This is a genomic window from Brachybacterium sp. AOP43-C2-M15 (assembly GCF_052446295.1).
Lineage (GTDB): Bacteria > Actinomycetota > Actinomycetes > Actinomycetales > Dermabacteraceae > Brachybacterium.
The window spans coordinates 30,651-52,978 of record NZ_JBQSWB010000019.1 but is presented as its reverse complement, the minus strand read 5'-3'; the positions used below and the strand labels follow the sequence as shown (position 1 = coordinate 52,978).

Below are 22,328 nucleotides of genomic sequence, written 5' to 3'. Positions count from 1 at the left end.
GCTCGCCGAGCTGGGCCCGATCTACACCCGCCTGAACAACCCCACCACCGAGGTGGTGGAGAACCGCATCGCCGCGCTCGAGGGCGGCGTCGCCGCGCTGCTGCTCGCCTCCGGGCAGAGTGCCATCACCCTGTCGATCCTCAACGTCGCCCAGGCCGGCGACTCGATCGTGGCCTCCCCGAGCCTGTACGGCGGCAGCTACAACCTGCTGAAGAACACCCTCACGCGCCTCGGCATCGAGACCAGCTGGGTCGAGGACCCTGACGACCTGGACTCCTGGCGCGCCGCCGTCCGGCCCACCACCAAGGCCTTCTTCGCCGAGACGATCCCCAACCCCCGCCAGGACGTGCTCGACATCGAGGGCGTCTCCGCGATCGCGCACGAGGCCGGGGTGCCGCTGATCGTCGACAACACGATCCCCACCCCCTATCTGCTGCGCCCCCTCGAGCACGGAGCCGACGTGGTGGTCCACTCGGCCACCAAGTTCCTCGGCGGCCACGGCACCGCGATCGGCGGCGCGATCGTGGACGGCGGCCGCTTCGACTTCGGGGCGGACCCGGAGAAGTTCCCCCTCTTCAACGAGCCGGATCCCTCCTACCACGGCCTCGTCTACAGCTCGCTGGCCCCCACCCTGCCCCCGTACGCGATCCGCGCGCGGGTGGCGCTGCTGCGCGACCTCGGCCCCGCCATCTCCCCGCACAACGCCTTCCTCATCGCGCAGGGCGTGGAGACCCTCCCGCTGCGCATCGAGCGCCACGTCGAGAACGCCCGCAGGGTCGCCGAGCATCTCGAGGGCCGTGCCGACGTCGTCTCGGTGGCCTATGCGGGCCTGCCGTCCTCGCCGTACCACGACCGCGCGCAGAAGTACCTGCCGCGCGGCGCCGGGGCGGTGCTGGGCTTCGTCCTCGCGGGAGGTCGCGAGGCCGGCATCGCCTTCGTCGACGCCCTCGAGCTGCACTCGAACGTCGCGAACGTCGGCGACGTGCGCAGCCTCGTGATCCATCCCGCCTCGACCACGCACTCGCAGCTGAGCGAGGAGGAGCAGAGGGTCGCGGGCGTCGAGCCCGGCTTCGTGCGGCTCTCCGTCGGCCTCGAGCACATCGACGACATCCTCGCCGATCTCGACAAGGGGTTCGCCGCCGTCGCATGAGCCGACGTGCAGGGACGGTCGATACGCTGGGGTCATGAGCTCCCAGCCCTCCGCCCCTCTCCTCTCCCCGCTGGACCAGTGGCCTCCGGCCTGGGCCCCGCGCGCCGTGATCTTCGACTGCGACGGCCTGCTGGTGGACACCGAGGGCCAGTGGATCGCGCTGCAGGACGAGTACCTCGCCCGTCACGGGACCTCCCTGGACCCGGCCACCCGCCGAGCGATCACCGGGCGCGCCGCCGACCTCGTCGTGCTCACGCTCGCCGAGGCGGTCGGCAAGGACCCGGTGCAGGTGGGGGAGGAGCTGCTGGCCGCGCATCGCGAGCACATCGGCGAACTCCTCACGCCCATCCCGGGCGCGCTCGAGACGCTGCGCGCCGTCGCCGCGGTGCGCCCGGTCGCCGTCGCCTCCAACTCCCCGCGCGACATGCTCGAGACCAAGCTCACCGGTCTCGGCATCGCCGAGGTGATCGACGCGTCGATCGCCATCGAGGACGTCGCCGCGCCCAAGCCCGCCCCGGACATGTACCTCGCGGCGGCGCGGGCGCTCGGTGCCGATCCCGTCGACTGCCTCGGCTTCGAGGACTCCGAGACCGGTGCCGAGGCCGCGCTCGCGGCCGGCCTGCAGCTGATCGCCGTGCCCTCCATCCCGGGACAGGACCCGCGCTCGCCGCGGCGGCTGGACTCCCTGGCGGACCCGGTGCTCGCCGAGTGGATCGCCGGCTGGGAGATGCGCCGATGACCACCGCGCCGCCGCCCGTGGACCTCCCCGTCCGCATCGCCGAGGCCTTCGGCGACTGGACCCCGCGCGCCGTCGTCTTCGACTGCGACGGACTGCTGCTGGACACCGAGTCCGTGTGGCAGCGCGCCGAGAATCTCGTCGTGGCCGCCCACGGCGCCGTGCTGCGGCCTGGCGACGCAGAGGTCCTGCATGGCTCGACCATCGAGGTCGCCGCCGAGCTCATCGCCCGCCGCTCTGGGCATCCCGAGCAGGACGTGCGCGCCGACCTGCACCGCGAGTTCGACGCCGCGCTCGGCACCGGCATCCGCACCATGCCCGGCGCCGCCCGGATCCTGCAGCTCGCGGGCGCGAGGGTGCCGCTGGGCTGCGCCTCGAACTCGTGGCTCAGCTCGCTCGAGGACAAGCTCGCCCTCGGCGGGCTGCGCGAGCACTTCACGGTGCTCGAGGCCTCGGACACCGTCGAGCGCCCCAAGCCCGCCCCGGACATGTACGCGGCCGCCGCCCGCGCGCTCGGCGCCGACCCCGCGGAGGTGCTGGCCCTCGAGGACTCCGAGACGGGGGCCCGGGCGGCGCGCGACGCGGGGCTGCGCCTGATCGCGGTGCCGGCGCCCGGGCATGCCGCGCCTCCTGCCGATCTCGCGCTCGCCGCGCTGACCGATCCGGATCTGGAGGCGTGGATCACCACCTGGTGACCGTCCGGCCCCTGCGCGGCGCCCGCCCGGAGCCCGCGCCCGTCGGCCCTGCTCCTGTCGCTCCCCGACTCCTCGGCCCCGCTCCCGCCGTCCCCGGGCGCCGACGTCGGCTGGCTCACAAGATGTCCGCCGACGAGGGGAAGTTGGCCCCGCGGCGCCGATCCAGTGTTCACTGGACCCCATGAGCACATCGTCCGACCCGTCCGCTCCCCTCACCGCACGCGCCCACGGCTCCGCCCTGCGCGGGCGCGGCTGGCTGAACACCGGAGGCGTCGACCTCGACCTCGAGGCGCTGCGGGGGAAGATCGTCCTGCTCGACTTCTGGACCTTCTGCTGCGTCAACTGCCTCCATGTCCTCGACGAGCTGCGCCCCCTCGAGCAGAAGTGGGAGCAGGAGCTGGTGGTGGTCGGCGTCCACTCCCCGAAGTTCGAGTTCGAGAAGGATCCGGAGGCCCTGGCCGCCAACATCGAGCGCTACGAGGTCACCCATCCGGTCATCGACGACCCGGAGCTGAGGACCTGGAGCGAGTACGGGGCGCGGGCCTGGCCCACCCTGATGGTGCTGGACACCCACGGCCGCATCGCCGGCAACCTCTCCGGCGAAGGGCATGCCGCGAACCTCGACCAGCTCATCGAGCAGCTCGTCGGCGAGGGCGAGGCCGACGGCACCCTCCGCCGCGGACCGGCGCCGACGGTGCTCGAGGAGCGCACCCCGCAGACCCTCCGCTTCCCCTCCAAGCTCACCGTGCTGCCCGACGGCCGACTCGTCGTCTCCGATGCCGGGCAGCACCGCCTGGTCATCTTCCAGAACGACGGCGTGACCGTCGACGCGATCATCGGGACCGGGCAGCGCGGGCACGCCGACGGCGACGAGATGACCGCACAGTTCGCCGAGCCCAACGGCGTGCTGGCGCTGCCGGACGACGTCGCCGCCGAGGTCGGGTACGACCTGCTGGTCGCCGACACCTCCAACCATCGCCTGCGCGGGGTCAAGGTCGGCCAGGACCGGCTCCTGCGCTCCCGCACCGCGACCTCGGTCACCACCCTCGCCGGCACCGGCGACCAATGGATGCAGGGCGAGGCGCTGCCCCGCGGCGAGGGCAGCGCGCTGGACTACTCGCTGTCCACCCCGTGGGACCTGACCTGGTCGCACGCGCTGAACCGCGCCGTGATCTCGATGGCCGGCATCCATCAGCTGTGGACCTTCGACCCGGCCACCGGGGCGCTGCTGGTGCTCGCCGGCACCACCCAGGAGGGGCTGGTCGACGGACCGGTCGTCACCTCCTGGTGGGCACAGCCCTCCGGCCTCGACGAGCTGCCCGACGGCCGCATCGTCGTCGCCGACTCCGAGACCTCCGCGATCCGCGTCCTGGACCCGCAGACGATGCGGGTCTCCACCCTCGTGGGCACGGGCCTGTTCGATTTCGGGCACGTGGACGGCCCCGCCGGCTCGGCCCGGCTCCAGCATCCCCTCGGCGTCACCGCCCTGCCCGACGGCCGCATCGCTGTCTCGGACACCTACAACGGCGCGATCCGCCTCGTCGAGGAGCCCGCCGAGGGCGAGGACGGGGCACCGACGGGGGAGGCGAGCGTGGTCACGGTCGCCACGGACCTCAACGAGCCCTCCGATGCGATCGTCGGCCCGCCCGTCGACGGCATCGGCCAGCTGATCGTCGTCGAGTCCGGCACCCACCGCATCACCTGGGTCCCGGTCGCCAAGGCCGCCGAGCGCCTCATCGACGAGGGCGCCCAGCGCTCCGAGCGACCGGTCACTGAGGTCGGGCCCGGCCCGCTCACGGTGCGCGTGCTGTTCACCCCTCCGCCGGGGCACAAGCTCGACGACTCGCTGGGCCCCTCCACCCAGGTCACGGTCTCGACCACCCCCACCTCGATGCTGGCCTCCGGAGGCGGCGTGGACACCGCGCTCGAGCGCGTCCTCGAGCTCGACCCCGCCTATCCCGAGGGGGTGCTGCACGTCAGCGCGCGCGCCGCCTCGTGCGATGCGGATCCGGCGGTCGAGTTCCCCGCCTGTCACATGCACCAGCAGGACTGGGGCGTCCCGATCCGGGTCGTCGAGGGCGGACCGGCCCACCTCGACCTCTCGCTGCTCGCCTGACCCCGTGCCGCTCGCGCACACCGCTCTCCGTTATCCTCGGCCGCCGGAGTCCTGCTCCGGTGTGTCATCCTGCTCGGCCTGCCGAGCCCCGTCGTCGGAAGCTCTCTCGTGGATCTGATCACGCAATTCCCTCTGGGCGACGACCTCGCCTGGACCCTGCTCGCGCTCGGCGTCCTCGCCGTGGCCGCGCTGGTGGTGGGAGCCGTCGTCCCCAGCCGCCTGCGCCGTGACGAGGACAGCGAGCAGATGGAGGAGGGCCTGGGCCGACGGCTCGGCGCGCAGCTGCTCTCCTCCGGCTCGATCATGCTGTGGGTGGGCGTGCCCGCCGCGGTGCTGCTGTACCTCGCGCCCGGCAGCACCGATGACCGCATCCTGCGCTCGGCCCTGCTGCTGGTCGGCATCGCGCTGGGACCGCTCGCCGCGTGGCGCGGGCTGGCGATCCAGCTGGCGGCCCTGGGGCTGGATCCCGAGCGGCGGGCGCCCATGATCTCGCGCCTCGGAGCGCTGACGGTCACCGGCGCGCTCGCGCTCGCCGTGCTGCCCGTCGCGATCGTGGTGTGGTTCCTGCAGGCCGCGGCCGGCCCCGCGCTGATGGCCCTCGCGGCCGGCGCCGCGATCTCGGCGCTCGCCCTGCACGTCTGCGCCGCCCCGGTGCAGGCCGCCGCCTCCTCCGCGGCGATCCTGGTGGGCAGCGACGAGCACGAGCTCGAGGTGGAGGATCCCGACAACCTCGGCGGGCCGCACCTGCGCAGCGCCCGGATGGTCGCTCGCGGCGGCACCCTCAGCGCGGACCTCGTGGCCGTGGCCACGGCGGCCGCTGCGACGGGGGTGATGCTGGGCGTTCCCGTCCTCGCCGCGGAGGGCCTCATCGTGGTGCTCCTCGGCCTCGGCACGGCGCTGCTCGCCGCCGCCGTGACCGCCGTGGTGCCGCACCTCGGCAGCGCCGGTCATGAGCGCGGCGCCCTGGCCCTGGGCGGGCTGATCCCCTCCGTGCTCGGCGGTGCCGGCGCGGTCGCGGCCTCGGCGCTGTGGATCCCCTCCGTCTACAAGGACCTGCGCTTCGAGGACGTGGGCCTGGAGAACTTCACCGATCCCTCGATCACGGGCGGGACGCCCACGCCGCGCGAGGAGCTCGAGCCGCAGATCGAGCAGGCGGTGGCCGACATGGGCCAGTTCATCTCCCAGACCGACGACTCGCAGTACGCCAGCGCCTTCCTCGACAACCTGACCCTGTACACGATCACCCCGAACGTGGTGGTCGCGCTCTCCCTCGGGCTCGGCGTGCTCATCGCGATCGCCGCCACCGCGCTGCTGAGCGGCTCCGGTCACCGCTTCGGAGGGACCGTGAGGCGGGCCGCCCGCACCAGCCGCACCGGCGGGGCGCTGGGTCTGACCGCCGGGCTGGGCTCGACCGCGCTGGCCGCCGCCGGCGTCGTGGCCCTGCTGGTGCTGCTGGCCGCCGTGCTCGCGGTGCTCTCCGCGGGGGTGCCGGCGCTCGCCCTGGCCCTGCTGGTCCATGCCGCTCTCGGTGCACTCGTCGTCGTGGCGGGACATGCGGGCTCCCTGCTCGCCACGACCCTCACCGACGCCCCGGAGACCGAGCGCGGTCTGCAGGGCGCCGCCGCGAGCGCCGGGACCGGCCCTCGTGCCGTCCTGCTGCTGTCGGGCACGCTCCTCGGCCTGGCGGCGCTGGGTCCCGTGGTCAGCGCCCTGCAGCTCGCGCCCCGCGCCGGCACCGTCTGGGAGGACCGCGCCCTGCACGCCCTCACGCCCTCCTCGCTCACGCTGCTCGCGGGAGCGGGGCTGGGCGTGATCACGGTGCTGCTGGTGACCTCCTCGCTGCTGGACGGCGCCCGTCGGCTCGGCGCGAACGCCGTGGTCGAGACCCGTGCGAGCATGCTCGAGGGGCGCGCCAGCGCGGAGCTCGTCGACCTGCCCGACATGGTGCGCCGCGCCGCGGTGACCCCGGTGGTGGTGGCCGTGCTGATGCCGGTGGTGGCCGGATTCGGCCTGGGACCGGCGGCGCTGCCGGGACTGGTGCTGGGGGTGGTGCTCACCGCGGCCGGGCTCGGGCTGTGGATGATCGGCTCGGCCTCGACCCTCGACGGCGCCGCGGCCGTGATCGGCTCCGGCCGCTACGGGGGGCGCGGCTCCTGGGGCCACTCCGGCGCTCTCGGCGGCTCGGTGCTCACCGGGATCCTGCGCGCGACCGTCGGCTCGGTCGCCCTGCCGCTGCTGCTGACCACGGGTCTTCTCACCGCTCTCGCGGTCAGCGCCGTCGTGGGGATGAACACCGACGAGACGAGCCCCTACCTGCGCTGGGGCATCGCCGTGATCGCCCTGATCATCGCCCTGGCCTGCTGGGTGGTCGCCGCGACCGCGCCCGAGGTCGATCTCGAGGACGGCGAGGGCGAGATCGCCCGGCCCCTGTTCGCCCGTGCCGAGGAGGAGCCCGCCGAGGCCCTGGACGCGATGGACTGGGAGGTCGAGGGCGAGAGCACCGAGCAGGTCCCCGTCCCGACCCGGGCTCCGGGGCGCGGCAAGCGCGCCCGGCGCCGAGCCGCCGCGGCGGCCCGGGAGGACGCGGCCGACGACGCGGGGTCCGACGACGCGGGGTCCGACGACGCCGGGTCCGACGGCACGGACCCGGACGGCACGGATCCGGACGACGCGAAGACCTGAGGAGAGCTGATCGGGCGCCCCGCAGCGGCGGCCGACGAGAGCGCCCCCGGCGCCCCGCGGAGGCGGGGGCCGGGGGCGCTCGGCGTCGGGGGCCGGAGGGAGGGGCGGAGGAGCCTCAGACCTCCGCGCCGAGGCCGCGCAGCACGAAGGCCTCGAGGGACGTGCGGGAGTAGCGCTTGGCCGAGGAGCCCACCAGGAGACCGTTGATGATGCGCACGGTGGCGTCCACGTCGAGGTCCGCGGCGAAGTCCCCGCTCTCGACGCCGTCGGAGACGATGGTGCGCAGCACGTCCTCGATCAGCACCACGTGCTCGCGCATGCGCGCGGCGGTCTCGGGCGTGAGGGTGGCGCCGCCGGAGGTCTGCGGGACGTGGAAGGAGACGTTGAGGTCCAGCTGCGTGTGCACATAGGCGATCGCGGCGTCGCGGGGAGTGGCGGAGTCGCTCACCCCGGCGCGCAGCTGCTCGATGTAGTCCGTGGTCTCGTGGATCGCGTACTCGACCAGCAGGGTCTCGCGATCGGGGAAGTGGTTGTACATCGCGGTGCGGCCGACGCCGGCCTCCGAGGCGATCCGCGAGAACGTGACCGACTCGAACTCCTGGGTCTCCAGCAGCGCATCGAGCGCGTCGAAGATCTTCTCCCGCGTGCGCTCGCGGTGCTCCTCGAGGGACCCTCCGATGATCTTGGGCATGCCGCATTCTTACACTTCGCGACAGATCGACATAACCTGTGGCGAAACTGGTTCGCGGTGCAGGTCACCGCGCCGCCCGCGGTCCCTGTCCGCCCTCGGACGCAGAACGCCGACCCCCGTGGGGGTCGGCGACCGGAGAGCGGGTGACGGGAATCGAACCCGCGCTGTCAGCTTGGGAAGCTGAAGTTCTACCATTGAACTACACCCGCGAAGAGCTGCCCGATCGGTGGGTGATCCGGAGGATCGTGGCCGCTCGAGCGAACGCGGATCAGCATACCTCCTCCGGGCGGTGCTTCGCGAACCGGGCCCGCGGACGAGGTCGGGGGCACGTCGGGCGGCCGGGTCGGGAGGAGCGCCGGGCGATGCCCCGGTGCGCCGGGCCGCGTCGGGCGGACCGGGGCGACAGGCCGGGGGCGGGTGCGCGATCCCGTCTTCGCCGGACGGGATGCCGCCGGCGCCGGAGGAGGGTTAGTGTGGTCGCCGTGCTGCTGAGCGATCGTGACATCCGGGCCGAGATCGAGGCCGAGAGGGTGCGACTGGACCCCTTCGACGACGAGATGATCCAGCCCGCCTCCGTGGACGTGCGGATCGACCGCTACTTCCGCCTCTTCGACAACCACAAGTACGCGATGATCGACCCCTCCCTCGAGCAGGCCGAGCTCACCCGCGAGGTCGCGGTCGCCCCGGACGAGGCGTACATGCTGCACCCGGGGGAGTTCGTGCTCGCCTCGACCTACGAGCAGATCACGCTGCCGGACGACGTCGCCGCACGGCTCGAGGGCAAGAGCTCGCTGGGACGGCTGGGGCTGCTGACCCATTCGACCGCCGGATTCATCGATCCAGGGTTTCAGGGGCACATCACCCTCGAGCTGTCGAACATGGCGACCCTGCCGGTGGCGCTGTGGCCGGGGATGAAGATCGGTCAGCTGTGCTTCTTCCGGCTCTCGAGCGCGTCCCAGAACCCCTACGGCAGTGCCGGCAACCTCAATCGCTATCTGGGCCAGCGCGGTCCCACCCCGTCGCGCTCCGCGCAGAACTTCCACCGCACCCGGATCCTCGTGGAGGAGGAGCAGTGACCGATCCGGTCCCGTCGACGACCGCCGAGCAGACCCGCACCCGTCACCGTCTGCGGCTGCCCCGGGACACGGATCCCGGCGACGTGCTCTCCATGGTGCGCAACGTGCGCCCTGCGGCGCAGGAGGACGAGGACGGCGTGATCGATCTCGGGGACGGGGCGCGCCTGATCCCGGACCGCTCCCCGCGCGGTGCCGGGCGCTGGAGCGTGGACACCCCTCGTGAGCGGGAGGACCCGCTGCCGGAGGGGATGTCGGACTCGCACGGCTACGGCCGCGCCTTCCCCGAGGGGATGCCGTTCCGCGTCGAGCGGCAGACCCTGGATCTCGCGTGGTCGCTGGGACGACGGATGTACGGGGCGGTCGTCACCGACGGCGGCGTGCGCCTCGAACCGCATCCGTTCCACGTGCGGGACCTGAGGGTGGTCACCGCGCACGCGCTGGCACCGGAGTCCCTCGCCCAGCTCCTGGCCCCGGTGGACCCGGAGGCCGAGCTCGACGAGGTGCCCGAGAACGCCTCCCGCACCGGCTACAGCGCCACCCTCCCGCTGCCCGACGGTGAGGCGATCTCGCTGCGGGTGGGTCGCAGCTCCCGTCCGGTGGCGCTGTCCGCCCTGAGCTGGATCGAGGACGCGGTGGACTACGAGCTGGTGCACCTCACCGCCGATCCCGAGGAGGACGCGATCGAGCTGCCGGAGCCGGAGGTCGCCGAGCGCTGGCAGCACGCCTATCGCCGGATCGGTCTGCTCGCCGGGCTGCTCGTCGAGAGCGTGGGCGGGTACGTCGTGGACCTCGAGGGCTTCCTGATCGACCCGGCCGACCTCGCCTGATCCCCCTCGTCCGTTCTCCCGCGCCTGATCCCTGAGCGGCCGCGGGACCGTCGGGGCCGCCCCGAGCGGCCGCACGGGCCGGATCAGGTCGCGACCGAGGCCCTGCCGGCCGCGCCGAGCCTGATCGGGAGGAAGGCGATCAGGCCCAGCGCCATCACCAGCACGATCCCGAGGATCCCGGTGCGGGTGTCGCCGGAGATCGCGACGGTCGCGGCGAAGGCGGCGGTGCCCAGGAACCCCAGCGCCCGCCCGGTGGTCGCGTAGAGACCGAAGTTCTCCGTCTCCCGACCGGGCTGGGAGAGGCGTGTGAGCAGGTTCCGGGAGGCGGACTGCACAGGGCCGACGAACAGGCAGATCGCCAGGCCCGCCACCCAGAACACGAGGGTGGAGCCGAGCAGCAGCACCACCAGCCCCAGCACCACCACGCCGAGGCAGCCGCCGATGATCACGGGGCGCGGACCGAACCTGTCGTCGAACTTGCCGCCGAGGAACACCCCGAACCCGGCCACCAGGTTCGCCGCGATGCCGAAGACGATGATCTCGACCGGGGAGAAGCCGTAGGCGTTCGCGGCGAGGACGCCCGCGATGGAGAACACGGCGCCGAGGCCGTCGCGATAGATCGCCGAGGCGACCAGGTACTGCAGCATCACGGGCTCCTCGCGGAACGCCCGCACGACGCGGCGGACGATGCTCGCGTAGCCCTGCCACGGCGTCCACCGCTCCCCGGGGGCGGAGGCGGTGTGCGTGGGTGCCCGCAGCATCAGCGGGAGCGTCCCCACCAGGATCCACAGCGCGACGAACAACGGGATGGCCCGGTAGTTCCAGCCGTCGTCGCCGGTGATGCCGAGCAGCCCGGTGCCGGGCATCACGAACAGCACCAGCACCATGCCCAGGCACACGATCGATCCCCAGTAGCCCACCGCCCAGGCGGTCCCGGAGATGCGGCCGCGGTTCGCCGGGGTCGAGATCTCGGGCAGCACCGAGTTCACGAAGACGCCCGCGAGCTCGCTGAACACCACGGCGAGGGCGATCAGCGCGGCGCCGAGGGTGAGGTAGTCGGAGTCCAGCGCCACCAACGGCATCAGCGCGATCGTGACGACGGTCGCGAGCGTGGTGATCCGCAGCAGGGTGTTGCGGGCTCCGCCGCGGTCGGCGAGGTTCCCCAGCAGCGGCGCGAGCAGGGCGATCGCCACCGCCCCGAGCGCCTGCCAGGTGGTGAGCACCTGGGAGCCGTGAGCCTGCGCCGCCGTGATCGCCGCGTCGCCGACGGCGCCCTCGGTGGCGACGGCGCTGGCGACATAGGTCGCGAAGACGAAGGTGAGGATCACGGAGCTGAAGGCCGACATGCCGCCGTCCCAGAGCGCGAAGGGGACGACGGGCGGGCGCGACGGGCGGGCCGCGGACCTGCGCGCGCCCGGGTCCGAGAGGGTGGCCATGGGGTCACTCTACGGAGACCTGGGCACGGCGAAGGGGGATCAGCGTGATCTGTGCGATTCCCTCGCCCCGATCCAGGAACGGGACGGCTCGCTCCCGTAAGATGTCAGCGGCCCTTCCCCTCCCCGCACCGGACGGAGACCTCTGTGTTCACGATGCTGCTCGCCCACCTCGTGGCGGCGCTCGTGGGACCCCTCCTGGTGCGCAGGCTGGGCCGCAACGCCTTCTATCCGCTGGCCGTGGTGCCGGCGGCGTCGGCCGCCTGGCTCCTCTCGATCGACCCGCGCACCCTCACCGAGGCGCCGCGCGAGGAGGCGGTGTCCTGGATCCCGGCGTTCGGGATCGATCTCGCCTTCCGCCTGGACACGCTGAGCTGGGTGCTGGCGCTGATCGCGACCGGTATCGGGGCGGTCGTGCTGGTGTACTGCGCGCGGTACTTCAAGGACACCGAGCCCGGGCTGGGGCGCTTCGCCGGGGTGCTCACCGCCTTCGCGGGGGCCATGCTGGGACTCGTCCTGGCCGACGACGTCATGGTGCTCTACACCTTCTGGGAGCTCACCACCGTCTTCTCCTACCTGCTCATCGGTCATTACCAGGACAAGCAGGCCTCGCGCCGTGCCGCCCTGAACGCGCTGATCTCCACCACCGTCGGCGGTCTGGCGATGCTGGTGGGCCTGCTGATGGTGGCGGCGCCGGCGGGCTCGATGCGCCTGTCGGTGATCGTCGCCGATCCGATGTGGGAGCAGGCGGGGCCGTACCTGATCACCGCGATGGTGCTGATCCTGGCCGGCGCCACCAGCAAGTCCGCGCTGGTGCCGACGCACTTCTGGCTCCCGGGCGCGATGGCCGCCCCGACCCCGGTCTCCGCCTACCTGCATGCCGCGGCGATGGTGAAGGCGGGCGTCTACCTGATCCTGCGGACGGCGCCCGCGCTGACCCACCTCGAGATCATCACCATGATCCTCGCGGCGCTCGGGGCCGCCACCATGCTGGTGGGCGGCTGGCGCGCGCTGCGGCAGACGGACATCAAGCTGCTGCTCGCCTACGGCACCGTCTCCCAGCTGGGCTTCCTCGCCGCGGTCACGGGTCTGGCCACGCACGACGCCCTGCTCGCGGGCCTGGCCATGCTCATCGCGCACGCCGTGTTCAAGGCGCCCCTGTTCATGGTCGTGGGCATCATCGACAAGAAGTTCGGCACCCGTGACCTGCGCGTCCTCTCCGGGGTGGCCAAGGTCGCCCCCGTGGTGGCCGTGATCGGCACGGTCTCCGCCGCCTCGATGGCGGCGGTGCCGCCGCTGTACGGCTTCGTGGCCAAGGAGTCGATCTACACCGCGCTGTGGTACGCCGGTGGATGGCAGCGCCTGCTGCTCATCTCCCTGGTCGCCGGCTCGATCCTCACCGTCGCCTACTCCTGGCGCTTCGTGAAGGGCGCCTTCGGGACCGCTCCCGGAGCCCCGCAGGTCGACAGGCCGGTGATCCCGGTCCTGTTCTGGCTGCCGCCCGCGCTCGTGGCCGTGTTCTCGATCGTCCTGTCCGTCGCCGCCGGTCCGCTCGAGGAGATGCTGCGCGCCTTCTCCTCGGTGCTGCCGGAGACGGAGGAGGCCGTGCACCTGGTCGTGATCCCGCATCTGGGGGTCCCGCTGCTCGCCTCCGTGGTCACCCTCGGGCTCGGCATCGCCCTCTGCGCGGCCGCCAAGCCCTTCGCGACGCTCCAGAAGCGCCTCTCCCCGCAGCGCTGGGCCGAGGGAGGCGCGTTCGAGGCCTTCGACGCCGAGCGCGGCTTCCGCCGGATCCTGCGCGCCACCGACGCGCTGTCGATCGTGGCGACCACCCTGTTCCAGCGCGGTTCGCTGCCGTACACCCTGGGCACGATGCTGGTGGTGCTGATCGCGCTGGTGGGCCCCGTGACCCTGACCCAGGCGGGCCTGCCGGGCAACCTGGTGCTCTTCCAGCACCCGGTCGAGCTGATCGTGCTGCCGGTGGCGGCGCTCGCCGCGATCGGGGCCGCCCGCTCCCGTCGGCGTCTGCGCGCCGTCTTCCTGATCACCGTGACCGGGTACATCGTCGCGCTGCTGTTCCTCGTGGTGGGCGCCACGGACGTCGCCACCACCCAGGTGCTCGTCGAGACCGCGATGACGGTGGTGCTGGTGCTGGTGCTGCGCCGGCTGCCGATCCACTTCTCACGGCGCCCGCTGCGGATCGGCGCCTGGGGTCGCTGGGCGATCGCGATCGCGACCGCGGTGGTGCTGTGCGGCGCGACCCTGTACGCGGCAGACGCGAGGTACCGCGAGGCGCTCGGGCCCGGGCTCATCGAGACCGCGTACACGATCGGCGGCGGCCACAACGTCGTGAACGTGACCCTGGTCGACGCCCGTGTCTGGGACACGATGGGCGAGATCTCCGTGCTGCTGGTGGTGGCCACGGGCGTGGCCTCGCTGGTCTTCGTCACCCGCCGCGAGCGGCCGATCGCGCGGGTGCGCGATCTCGAGGCGAAGACCTCGATCTGGCGTCGGCGCAACGACTCCGACCTGCCGCAGAACGCCCTGGACTTCGATGCGCGGCCCGACGACGTCGCCGGCGGCAACCGCTGGCGCACCTGGCTGTCGGCGGGGCTGACGCTCGCCCCCGAGCGGCGCATGGTGATCCTCGAGGTCATCACCCGCATCGCCTTCCCGATGATGATGATGTTCTCGGTGTACCTGCTGATGGCCGGCCACAACCTGCCCGGCGGCGGCTTCGCGGGCGGTCTGGTCGCGGGTCTCGCGCTCGCCCTGCGGTACATCGCCGGCGGCCGCTACGAGCTCACCGAGGCGGCACCCGTGCAGGCGGGCCTCGTGCTCGGCGGCGGCATGGCGATCGCGGTGCTCTCCGGGGTGCTCCCGCTGCTGTTCGGCGGGACCGTCTTCGCGACCGCGACCCCGGTGGTCCACGTGCCCGTGCTGGGCGAGCTGCACTTCCCCAGCGCGCTCCTGTTCGACATCGGCGTCTACCTCGTGGTGGTCGGGGTGATGCTCGACTTCCTGCGCTCCCTCGGCTCGCAGATCGACCAGCAGCAGGAGGCCGATGCCGATGCCCGTTAGCCTCGCCCTCCTCCTCACCGCCGGCGTGATGGTCGCCTGCGGCGTCTACCTGATGCTCGAGCGCACCCTGTCCCGGATCATCCTGGGCTACGTGCTGCTGAGCAACGGCGTGAACCTGCTGTTCATCATCGCCGTGGGCACCCCCGGGATCCCGCCCTTCGAGGGCACCGGCGATCCCGAGGAGATGACCGATCCGCTGCCCTTCGCGATGGTGCTCACCGCGATCGTGATCTCGCTGGGCATCACCGCCTTCGGCATGGCCCTGTCCTACCGGGCCTGGCAGCTGTTCGGCCACGACGAGGTGCCCGACGACGTCGAGGACCGGCGGGTGCTGCGCCGACGCCGCAAGCGCACCGAGGACGCGGAGCACCTGCCCTGGTCCCAGGCCCTGTCCGAGGAGTCGCGGCGCGGTGCCCTGGCCCAGTCCCAGGGGATGTTCCCCGCGGAGGACGACGACCCGCTGGGCTCGGACCTCACCAGCGCCGAGGACGTCCCGCAGGACGCCACGGAGGCGGACGAGGGCGAGGCGCCCAGCTCGCGGCCCGCACGTCGCCGCGCGGGCCGGCGCGAGGCGCGCCCGGGGCAGGAGCGTCCCGGCGACGAGCGCCAGGAGGTCCCGCCCGACGGGACGGGCGACGCCCACGACGTCGCCGGCGCCCCCGGCGCCGGCCCCGCCACCGAGACCGACCGCGAGCACACCGATGGACGGGGTGAGTCATGAGCATCGAGCTGCTCCTCGCCCTGCCGGTGATGCTCCCCCTGGGCGGGGCCGCGTTCACCCTGCTGCTGCGCCACTACTCCCGCCTCCAGCTGGGCGTCGCGGTCTTCACCCTGATCGCGATCTTCACCGTCTCCCTCGTCCTCGGTTACCACGTCATCCAGAACGGCGTGCTGGTCCTGCAGATCGGCAACTGGACGCCCCAGCTCGGCATCGTGCTGGTCGCGGACCGCCTGACCGCGCTCATGCTCCTGGTCTCGAGCTTCGTCACCCTCGCGGTGCTGGTGTACTCGAGCGCGCAGACGGTCAGCGAGAACATCGAGCGCACCCCGGTGGCGATCTACCACCCCACCTACCTGGCCCTGGTGGCCGGCGTGTCGATGGCGTTCCTCGCCGGCGACCTGTTCAACCTCTACGTCGGCTTCGAGGTGCTGCTGGCGGCGAGCTACGTGCTGCTCACCCTCGGCGGCTCCGCCAGCCGTGTGCGCGCCGCGACCACGTACGTGATCGTCTCGCTGCTGAGCTCGGTGATCTTCCTGGCCGCGATCGCCGCCATCTACTCCGCGACCGGCACCGTGAACCTGGCCGAGCTCGCCGTGCGGCTGGACGGGCTGGACTCCGGGATCCGGATGGTCCTGGAGCTGATGCTGCTGGTCGCCTTCGGGATCAAGGCCGCGATCTTCCCGCTGAGCGCCTGGCTGCCGGACTCCTACCCGACCGCTCCCGCCCCGGTGACCGCGGTGTTCGCGGGCCTGCTCACCAAGGTCGGCATCTACGCGATCCTGCGCCTGGAGACCCTGCTGTTCCCCGCCTCGCAGATCTCGAACCTGCTGCTGGCCGCCGCGGCGCTGAGCCTGATCATCGGCATCTTCGGCGCGGTCGCTCAGACGGACCTCAAGCGAGTGCTGTCCTTCACCCTGGTCTCCCACATGGGCTACATGCTGTTCGGCATCGGCATGACCACGCAGATGGGCATGGCCGCGACGATCTACTACGTCGCCCACCACATCACCGTGCAGTCCACGCTGTTCCTGGCGGCCGGTCTCATCGAGCACCGCGGCGGCACCACCAACCTGATCAAGCTCGGCGGGCTGCAGAAGCTCGCCCCGGTGATCGCGGTGCTGTTCTTCGTGCCCGCCATGAACCTCGCCGGCATCCCGCCGTTCTCCGGGTTCATCGGCAAGGTGGGCCTGATCGAGGCCGGCATCGCCTACGACCGCACCTCGGGCTGGATCCTCATCGCGATCAGCGTGATCACGAGCCTGCTGACCCTGTACGCGATCGCGAAGATCTGGAACCGCGCCTTCTGGCAGGAGCCCAGCGAGGAGATCATCGCCCGCGACGTGCCGCTGCCGAAGGTGATGATCGGCGCGACCGCGGCGATGGTCACCTTCTCGCTGGTGCTCACGGTCCTGGCGGGTCCGATCATGACCTATGCGGACGAGGCGGCGAGCTCGGTCCTCGAGCGCACCTCGTACGTCGGCGCGGTGCTCGGCGACGAGGCCGCGGAGGATCTGCAGTTCCGGATCGATGACGACGGGCACCGGCTGGACGGCGACGGGCAGGAGGTGGAGCGATGATCGTGCGACGGCTCGTGGACCTGCGCCACTCCTGGCTGTGGATGCTGCTGTCGGTGACCCTGTGGTGCCTGCTGTGGGGCGGCGTCGACCTGAAGAACGTGCTGGGTGGGCTGTTCGTCGCCGCTCTGGTCTTCGTCCTGTTCCCGATGCCTCCGACGGGCCATGAGCTCACCCTGCGACCGGTGCGCTTCACGCTGTTCGTGCTGCGCTTCCTCGGGGACTGCGTGATCTCCGCGATGCAGGTGGGCTACTTCTCGGTGCGCCCCGGGCCGCAGCCGCCCAGCTCCGTGATCGCCGTGAAGATGGCCTCCCGCTCGGACTTCTTCCTCACCTTCACCGGGGTGCTGTGCACCCTGATCCCGGGATCCGTGGTGGTGGAGGCGCAGCGCGCCACCGGCATGCTGTTCCTGCACTCCTTCAACGCCGGCACCCCCGAGGCGGTCGAGAAGGCCCGCGAGGGGGTGCTCGCGCAGGAGCGGCGCCTGCTGTGGGCCGTCGGCCGCCGCGAGGTGCTCGAGGAGGCGGGTCTGCGATGAGCCCCTTCGAGCTGCTGCTGGCGATCTACGGCGTGGTCCTCGCGCTCGCGGGCCTCGCCGTGGTCTACCGGATGGTGGTCGGCCCCACCATCCTGGACCGTGCGATCTCGAGTGATTCCCTGGTCACCCTGGTCGTGATGGGCATGGCGCTGTACGTCGCGTACACCGAGGCGGCCTGGGCGGGCCCGGCGATGCTGGGTCTGACCGGGCTGGCCTTCATCGGCACCGTCACCTTCGCGCGCTTCGTGGCCCGCGAGGACCCCTCGCAGGGGCGCCGGCGCCGGGACGCCGCGGAGCCGAGCACCGACACCGGTCCGCACGAGGCGATCCATCCCGGTCCTGCCGCGGGGGGCGGCGCCTGGCCGGACAACACCTACGACGCGGCCGCGGAGGGTCCCGATGCCGCCGCGGAGGGTCAGGACGCCGTCCTGGAGGAGGAGGACGTCGACCTCGAGGACCCCGTCGAGGATCCCGCGCACCCGGGCGAGCCGCTGCCGAGCCCCGTGACCGAGGAGACCGACGCGGGCGAGGGCGGGAGCCGACCCGCCGACGCCACCGACGCCGACGCCGACGCCGACGCCGACGCGGACGCGGACGAGCCGGAGCAGGGCTTCGGCGCCCAGCCGGGCTCGCGCGGCTTCGAGGACGACCCCTGGAGCACCGGGGCCGACGGCAGGACGGAGGGACCCCGATGACCACGATCGAGATCATCGCCGCAGTGCTGATCGGCGGCGGGCTGCTGCTGGGCGTCGTCGCCGCGATCGGGCTGAACCGCTTCGACGGGGTGCTCATGCGCATCCACGCCGCGTCCAAGCCGCAGGTGCTGGGGCTGATCCTGGTCTTCTCCGGGGCTGCCCTGGTGGCGGGGTCCTGGTCCCTGGCCGGGCTGCTGCTGGTGGTGCTGCTGGCGCAGATGCTCACCGTGCCGGCCTCGAGCGTGATGGTGGGGCGAGCGGCCTTCCGCCGAGGCTTCGTGCGCGGCGGGGACTACGCGATCGACGAGCTCACGCCCCGGCTGGCGGACACCGGCGATGACGATGACGACGAGGACGGCTTCGTCGACGAGACCGGCGACGACCATGAGGGGATGGCCGACGGCGACAAGGACCGCTTCCCCGAGAACGTGGTCACCGACGCCGTCGAACCGCTCACCGGCCACAACTGGGAGGAGCCGGAGGGCGGCGACGAGGTCGAGGACGAGGACGTCATCGACATCGACCTCGAGGACGAGACCGAGCTCGAGGCCGAGGAGGTCGCCGAGCGCGGCCCGCGGCACTGACACGCAGCACTGACACGTGGCGCCGGCACGTGGCGCCGGCACGTGGCGTCGGCTCGAGACGCTGGCGCGAGGCGTCGGCGCCCGCCGCCCGGCACCTGGCTCGGACGCCCGGAACCGCACGGAGCCGGCCCTGCGCTCCGTCCGGGCGTGCCGGAGGATCAGAACAGGCCCACGGACTCCCCGGCCTCGGTCACGCCCATCCGCAGTGCGGCCGGCTCCTTGGGCAGACCGGGCATCGTCATGATCGCGCCGGTCAGCGCGACCACGAAGCCCGCACCGATCTTCGGCACCAGGTCCCGCACGTGGAGCACGTGCCCCGTGGGGGCACCCAGCGCCGTGGGGTCGTCGGAGAAGGAGTACTGGGTCTTGGCCACGCAGACGGGCAGGGTGTCCCAGCCGTTGCGCTTCAGCATCCGCAGCTGCGCCGGGGCGCGATCCTCGAAGACCACGTCGTCGGCCCCGTAGATCTCGCGCGCGAGGGTGCGCAGCGAGTTCTCGATGCCCTCGGCCGGATCGTAGAGGTGGTGGAAGTCGGGAGCGCCCTCACCGATCGCCGCGAGCACCTGATCGGCGACGGCGAGACCGCCCTCGCCGCCCTTCGCCCAGACCTCGGAGAGCGCGGCACGGAAGCCCTGCTCCTCCGCCCAGCGCAGCACCGCCTCGAGCTCCGCCTCGGTGTCGCTCGGGAAGCGGTTCAGGGCGATCACGGGCTCGATCCCGAACTTGCGCATGTTCTGCACGTGACGGGCGAGGTTCTCGGTGCCGGCCAGCGCGGCCTCGATGTCCTCGTCCTCGAGGTCACCCTTGGCGACGCCCCCGTGCATCTTCAGCGCGCGCACGGTCGCGACGACCACGGCGGCGTCCGGGGAGAGGCCGCCGATGCGCGACTTGATGTCCAGGAACTTCTCGGCCCCGAGGTCCGATCCGAAGCCCGCCTCGGTGACGGTGATCTCGCCCAGCGACAGGGCCAGGCGGGTCGCGGCCAACGAGTTGCAGCCGTGGGCGATGTTGGCGAAGGGGCCGCCGTGCACGAGGGCCGGGGTGCCGCCGAGGGTCTGGACCAGGTTCGGCAGCAGGGCGTCCTTGAGGAGCATGGTGATGGCACCCCCGACGCCCAGGTCGGCGACGGTGACGGGGGCGCGGTCGGCGGTGAAGCCGACCACGATCCGGTCGATGCGGGCTTCGAGGTCCTGCAGGTCGGACGCGAGGCAGAGCACGGCCATGATCTCGGAGGCCACCACGATGTCGAAGCCGTCCTCGCGGGGGACGCCCTGCAGGGGGCCGCCCAGTCCGATCGTGATCTTCCGCAGGGCGCGGTCGTTGACGTCGACCACGCGCTTCCACTGGATCCTGCGGGGGTCGATGTCCAGGGCGTTGCCCTGCTGGAGATGGTTGTCCACGAGGGCGGCGAGGGTGTTGTTGGCGATCTGGATGGCATGGAAGTCGCCGGTGAAGTGGAGGTTGATGTCCTCCATCGGGACCACCTGGGCATGACCGCCGCCGGTCGCACCGCCCTTGATGCCCATGATCGGCCCGAGGGCCGGCTCCCGCAGGGCGACCACGGTGCGGCGGCCCTTGAGGGTGAAGGCGTCGGCGAGACCGACGGTGGTGGTCGACTTGCCCTCGCCCGCCGGGGTGGGGGACATGGCCGAGACCAGCACCAGCGCGCCGGTCCGCCCGGTCGGCGTCATCCGCCGCACGTCGATCTTCGCCTTGTCGGTGCCGTAGGGGATCAGGGCCTCGGCGGGCACCCCCGCCCTCTCGGCGATCTCGGTGATGGGCTGCAGGGTCGCCGCCTGGGCGATCGCGAGGTCCGGGTTCTCGGCAGACATCATCGTCCTCCAGGGTGTCGAGGGCTCGGGTCGTGACCCGAGCGGATCCGTCCTCCAGCCTACGGGGGAGCGGGCCCGCAGGAGCGGGATCCGCCGACTCGCTCCGGGACCTCCGCGGAGGTCGTCCCGGCCCTCGAGGCGGACCGGGACTCGACGGCGCACGATCGCCCGGACCGGCCGAGGGTCGACGGGGGAGTCCCGACCGCCAGGACCGCGCCGAGGGGCCGGCCGGGTCTCCGAGGGAGCCGGGACGTTCAGCGCTCCTCGGCGTGCAGCCGCGCCGCCTGCCGCGTCAGGTGATCGCGCTCGGCGAGCGAGCGCGCCTGCTGCGCCGCCTCGGCATACAGCCGGGCCGCCGCCCGGCGGTCCCCGTCGGCCTCGTGCAGGTGAGCCGCGACCGCCGTGTACCGGGGCACGGAGGGGTCGATCTGCGCGAGCACGGCGAGACCGGCCCGCGGCCCGTCGGCCTCGCCGACCGCGACGGCGCGGTTGAGCCGCACGATGGGGCTCGGGGTGAGGGCGGCGAGCTCGTCGTACCACTGCACGATCTGGACCCAGTCGGTCTCCTCCGTGCTGGGGGCGTCGGCGTGGAGAGCCGCGATCGCCGCCTGGGCCTGGAACTCGCCCGGGCGGTCCCGGGCCAGCGCCTGCTGCAGGATCTCGATGCCCTCCCGGATCAGAGCGGTGTCCCAGCGGGAGCGGTCCTGGTGGGCCAGGGGGATGAGGGCGCCGTCGGCCGCGGTGCGGCTCGCGCGACGGGCATGGTGCAGCAGCATGAGGGCGAGCAGCCCGTGGACCTCGGGGTCGTCGACGAGGCGGGCGAGCTCGCGGGTGAGGCGGATCGCCTCGGCCGACAGGTCGACGTCCCCGGAGTACCCCTCGTTGAAGATCAGGTAGAGCGTGCGGGCCACCGACGCCGCGGACCCGGGCTCGTCGAGCCGTCGGCCGGAGACGGTGCGCTTGGCCCGGCTGATGCGCTGGGCCATCGTCGTCTCGGGGACCAGGTAGGCCTCGGCGATCTGGCGGGTGGTGAGGCCGCCGACGGCCCGCAGGGTGAGCGCCACCGCTGAGGACGGGGTGAGCGAGGGGTGAGCGCACAGGAAGAACAGCCACAGCGAGTCGTCCCTCGTGGCGGCGGGCCCGGGCGGCGGCTCGGCCTCGAGCCGGTCCTCGCGTCGACGACGCGAGGTCGCGGAGCGCGCCGCGTCGAGGAACTTCCGCCAGGCGACGGTGATCAGCCAGCCCTGCGGATCCCGCGGCGGCTGCTCCGGCCAGGTCCGGAGGGCGTCGATCAGGGCCTCCTGGACGGCGTCCTCCGCCGAGGTGAAGTCGGCACCGCGGCGCACGAGGACCTGCAGGACGGCCGGGGCGGTCCGTCGCAGCAGGTCCTCGTCCAGCGCACGCGGGTCGGTCATTCAGCGCCTCTCGCGGCTCACGATCTCGCCGACCTCCGAGAGGGTGGGCGGCGGGACGAACAGCGGCCGCAGCTCGAGCCACTCGCCCATGGGCTCTCCGCCCGCACCGGGCTCGGAGGAGAGCTCACCGGCCAGCTCCACGGCGCGCTCGTAGGAGTCGACATCGATCAGCATCCAGCCGGCGACGAGGTCCTTGGTCTCCGCGAACGGGCCGTCGGTGACCGGAGGCCTCCCCTCGCCGTCGTACCGCACCCAGGTGCCCTCGGGGCTGAGGGCCTGGCTGTCGACGAACTCGCCGCTCTCCTTCAGCCGCTCCTCGAAGTCCTCCATGAACTGCATGTGCGCCGAGATCTCCTCCTCGGTCCACTCGCTCATGGGGACGTCGTTCACGGTCCTCGGGGCGCCGCGGTAGTGCTTCAGCATCAGGTACTTGGGCATGGGTCTCTCCCTCTGTGCGAGGCGACCCTCGATGGTCGCCGTC

At 72.5% G+C, this 22,328-nt stretch carries 18 protein-coding genes and 1 tRNA gene; 13 read left to right on the top strand and 6 right to left on the bottom strand.

Annotation, left to right across the window (positions count from 1 at the left end; translation table 11 throughout):
* The 5 genes from ACT3SP_RS16590 to ACT3SP_RS16570 all read left to right on the top strand — a co-directional run.
* Nucleotides 1–1,150, top strand: a 1,150-nt coding sequence (locus tag ACT3SP_RS16590) for an O-acetylhomoserine aminocarboxypropyltransferase/cysteine synthase family protein (RefSeq protein WP_444588403.1), incomplete at its 5' end; no start/stop codon positions are given.
* Between the two features lie 34 nt (nt 1,151–1,184).
* Nucleotides 1,185–1,889, top strand: coding sequence for an HAD family hydrolase (locus tag ACT3SP_RS16585; RefSeq protein ID WP_444588402.1), 705 nt, complete (start codon nt 1,185–1,187; stop codon nt 1,887–1,889).
* Nucleotides 1,886–2,581, top strand: a complete 696-nt coding sequence (locus ACT3SP_RS16580) for an HAD family hydrolase (protein WP_444588401.1) — start codon at nt 1,886–1,888, stop codon at nt 2,579–2,581. Before ACT3SP_RS16585 ends, ACT3SP_RS16580 begins: the two co-directional genes overlap by 4 nt.
* A 181-nt stretch (nt 2,582–2,762) precedes the next feature.
* Nucleotides 2,763–4,697 carry a thioredoxin-like domain-containing protein gene (locus tag ACT3SP_RS16575; RefSeq protein WP_444588400.1) on the top strand — a complete coding sequence of 645 codons (1,935 nt, stop codon included), beginning with the start codon at nt 2,763–2,765 and terminating at the stop codon, nt 4,695–4,697.
* Between the two features lie 108 nt (nt 4,698–4,805).
* Nucleotides 4,806–7,379: a pyrophosphatase gene (locus ACT3SP_RS16570; RefSeq protein WP_444588399.1), complete on the top strand. Its 2,574-nt coding sequence runs from the start codon at nt 4,806–4,808 to the stop codon at nt 7,377–7,379.
* A gap of 115 nt (nt 7,380–7,494) precedes the next feature.
* On the opposite strand, the gene ACT3SP_RS16565 is transcribed toward ACT3SP_RS16570, so the two are convergent.
* Both ACT3SP_RS16565 and ACT3SP_RS16560 read right to left on the bottom strand, forming a co-directional pair.
* On the bottom strand, nt 7,495–8,070 hold the full coding sequence (locus ACT3SP_RS16565) for a TetR/AcrR family transcriptional regulator (protein WP_444588398.1): 576 nt from the start codon (nt 8,068–8,070) through the stop codon (nt 7,495–7,497).
* 138 nt (nt 8,071–8,208) lie between these two features.
* A tRNA-Gly gene (locus tag ACT3SP_RS16560) sits at nt 8,209–8,279 on the bottom strand.
* A gap of 264 nt (nt 8,280–8,543) precedes the next feature.
* Here ACT3SP_RS16560 and dcd point away from each other — a divergent pair.
* Both dcd and ACT3SP_RS16550 read left to right on the top strand, forming a co-directional pair.
* Complete coding sequence (dcd, locus tag ACT3SP_RS16555) at nt 8,544–9,146, top strand: dCTP deaminase (protein ID WP_444588397.1); 603 nt, start codon at nt 8,544–8,546, stop codon at nt 9,144–9,146.
* Nucleotides 9,143–9,973 carry a hypothetical protein gene (locus ACT3SP_RS16550; RefSeq protein WP_444588396.1) on the top strand — a complete coding sequence of 277 codons (831 nt, stop codon included), beginning with the start codon at nt 9,143–9,145 and terminating at the stop codon, nt 9,971–9,973. The genes dcd and ACT3SP_RS16550 overlap by 4 nt, the downstream gene beginning before the upstream one ends.
* An 83-nt stretch (nt 9,974–10,056) precedes the next feature.
* Here the strand turns inward: ACT3SP_RS16550 and ACT3SP_RS16545 are convergent, their stop codons facing one another.
* Nucleotides 10,057–11,409, bottom strand: a complete 1,353-nt coding sequence (locus ACT3SP_RS16545) for an MFS transporter (RefSeq protein WP_444588395.1) — start codon at nt 11,407–11,409, stop codon at nt 10,057–10,059.
* A 153-nt stretch (nt 11,410–11,562) separates the two neighbouring features.
* On the opposite strand from ACT3SP_RS16545, the gene ACT3SP_RS16540 reads away from it, so the two are divergent.
* From ACT3SP_RS16540 to ACT3SP_RS16515, 6 genes are read left to right on the top strand one after another with little or no spacing between them, the layout of a single operon-like run.
* Nucleotides 11,563–14,487, top strand: a complete 2,925-nt coding sequence (locus tag ACT3SP_RS16540) for a Na+/H+ antiporter subunit A (RefSeq protein ID WP_444588404.1) — start codon at nt 11,563–11,565, stop codon at nt 14,485–14,487.
* Nucleotides 14,471–15,208, top strand: coding sequence for a Na(+)/H(+) antiporter subunit C (locus ACT3SP_RS16535; RefSeq protein ID WP_444588394.1), 738 nt, complete (start codon nt 14,471–14,473; stop codon nt 15,206–15,208). The genes ACT3SP_RS16540 and ACT3SP_RS16535 overlap by 17 nt, the downstream gene beginning before the upstream one ends.
* Nucleotides 15,205–16,785, top strand: a complete 1,581-nt coding sequence (locus ACT3SP_RS16530; protein WP_444588393.1) for a Na+/H+ antiporter subunit D — start codon at nt 15,205–15,207, stop codon at nt 16,783–16,785. The genes ACT3SP_RS16535 and ACT3SP_RS16530 overlap by 4 nt, the downstream gene beginning before the upstream one ends.
* Nucleotides 16,782–17,321 carry a Na+/H+ antiporter subunit E gene (locus ACT3SP_RS16525; protein ID WP_444588392.1) on the top strand — a complete coding sequence of 180 codons (540 nt, stop codon included), beginning with the start codon at nt 16,782–16,784 and terminating at the stop codon, nt 17,319–17,321. The genes ACT3SP_RS16530 and ACT3SP_RS16525 overlap by 4 nt, the downstream gene beginning before the upstream one ends.
* Nucleotides 17,318–18,016: a monovalent cation/H+ antiporter complex subunit F gene (locus ACT3SP_RS16520; RefSeq protein ID WP_444588391.1), complete on the top strand. Its 699-nt coding sequence runs from the start codon at nt 17,318–17,320 to the stop codon at nt 18,014–18,016. Before ACT3SP_RS16525 ends, ACT3SP_RS16520 begins: the two co-directional genes overlap by 4 nt.
* On the top strand, nt 18,013–18,600 hold the full coding sequence (locus ACT3SP_RS16515) for a cation:proton antiporter (RefSeq protein WP_444588390.1): 588 nt from the start codon (nt 18,013–18,015) through the stop codon (nt 18,598–18,600). The genes ACT3SP_RS16520 and ACT3SP_RS16515 overlap by 4 nt, the downstream gene beginning before the upstream one ends.
* A 158-nt stretch (nt 18,601–18,758) precedes the next feature.
* Here ACT3SP_RS16515 and ACT3SP_RS16510 read toward each other — a convergent pair whose 3' ends face one another.
* From ACT3SP_RS16510 to ACT3SP_RS16500, 3 genes are all read right to left on the bottom strand, one after another.
* Entirely contained in the window at nt 18,759–20,432 is a 1,674-nt protein-coding gene (locus ACT3SP_RS16510) for a formate--tetrahydrofolate ligase (RefSeq protein WP_444588389.1), read from the bottom strand.
* A 254-nt stretch (nt 20,433–20,686) separates the two neighbouring features.
* Nucleotides 20,687–21,847: an RNA polymerase sigma factor gene (locus tag ACT3SP_RS16505; protein WP_444588388.1), complete on the bottom strand. Its 1,161-nt coding sequence runs from the start codon at nt 21,845–21,847 to the stop codon at nt 20,687–20,689.
* Nucleotides 21,848–22,285 (bottom strand): YciI family protein, encoded by a 438-nt coding sequence (locus ACT3SP_RS16500; protein WP_444588387.1) that lies wholly within the window; start codon nt 22,283–22,285, stop codon nt 21,848–21,850.
* Nucleotides 22,286–22,328 lie beyond the last annotated feature (43 nt).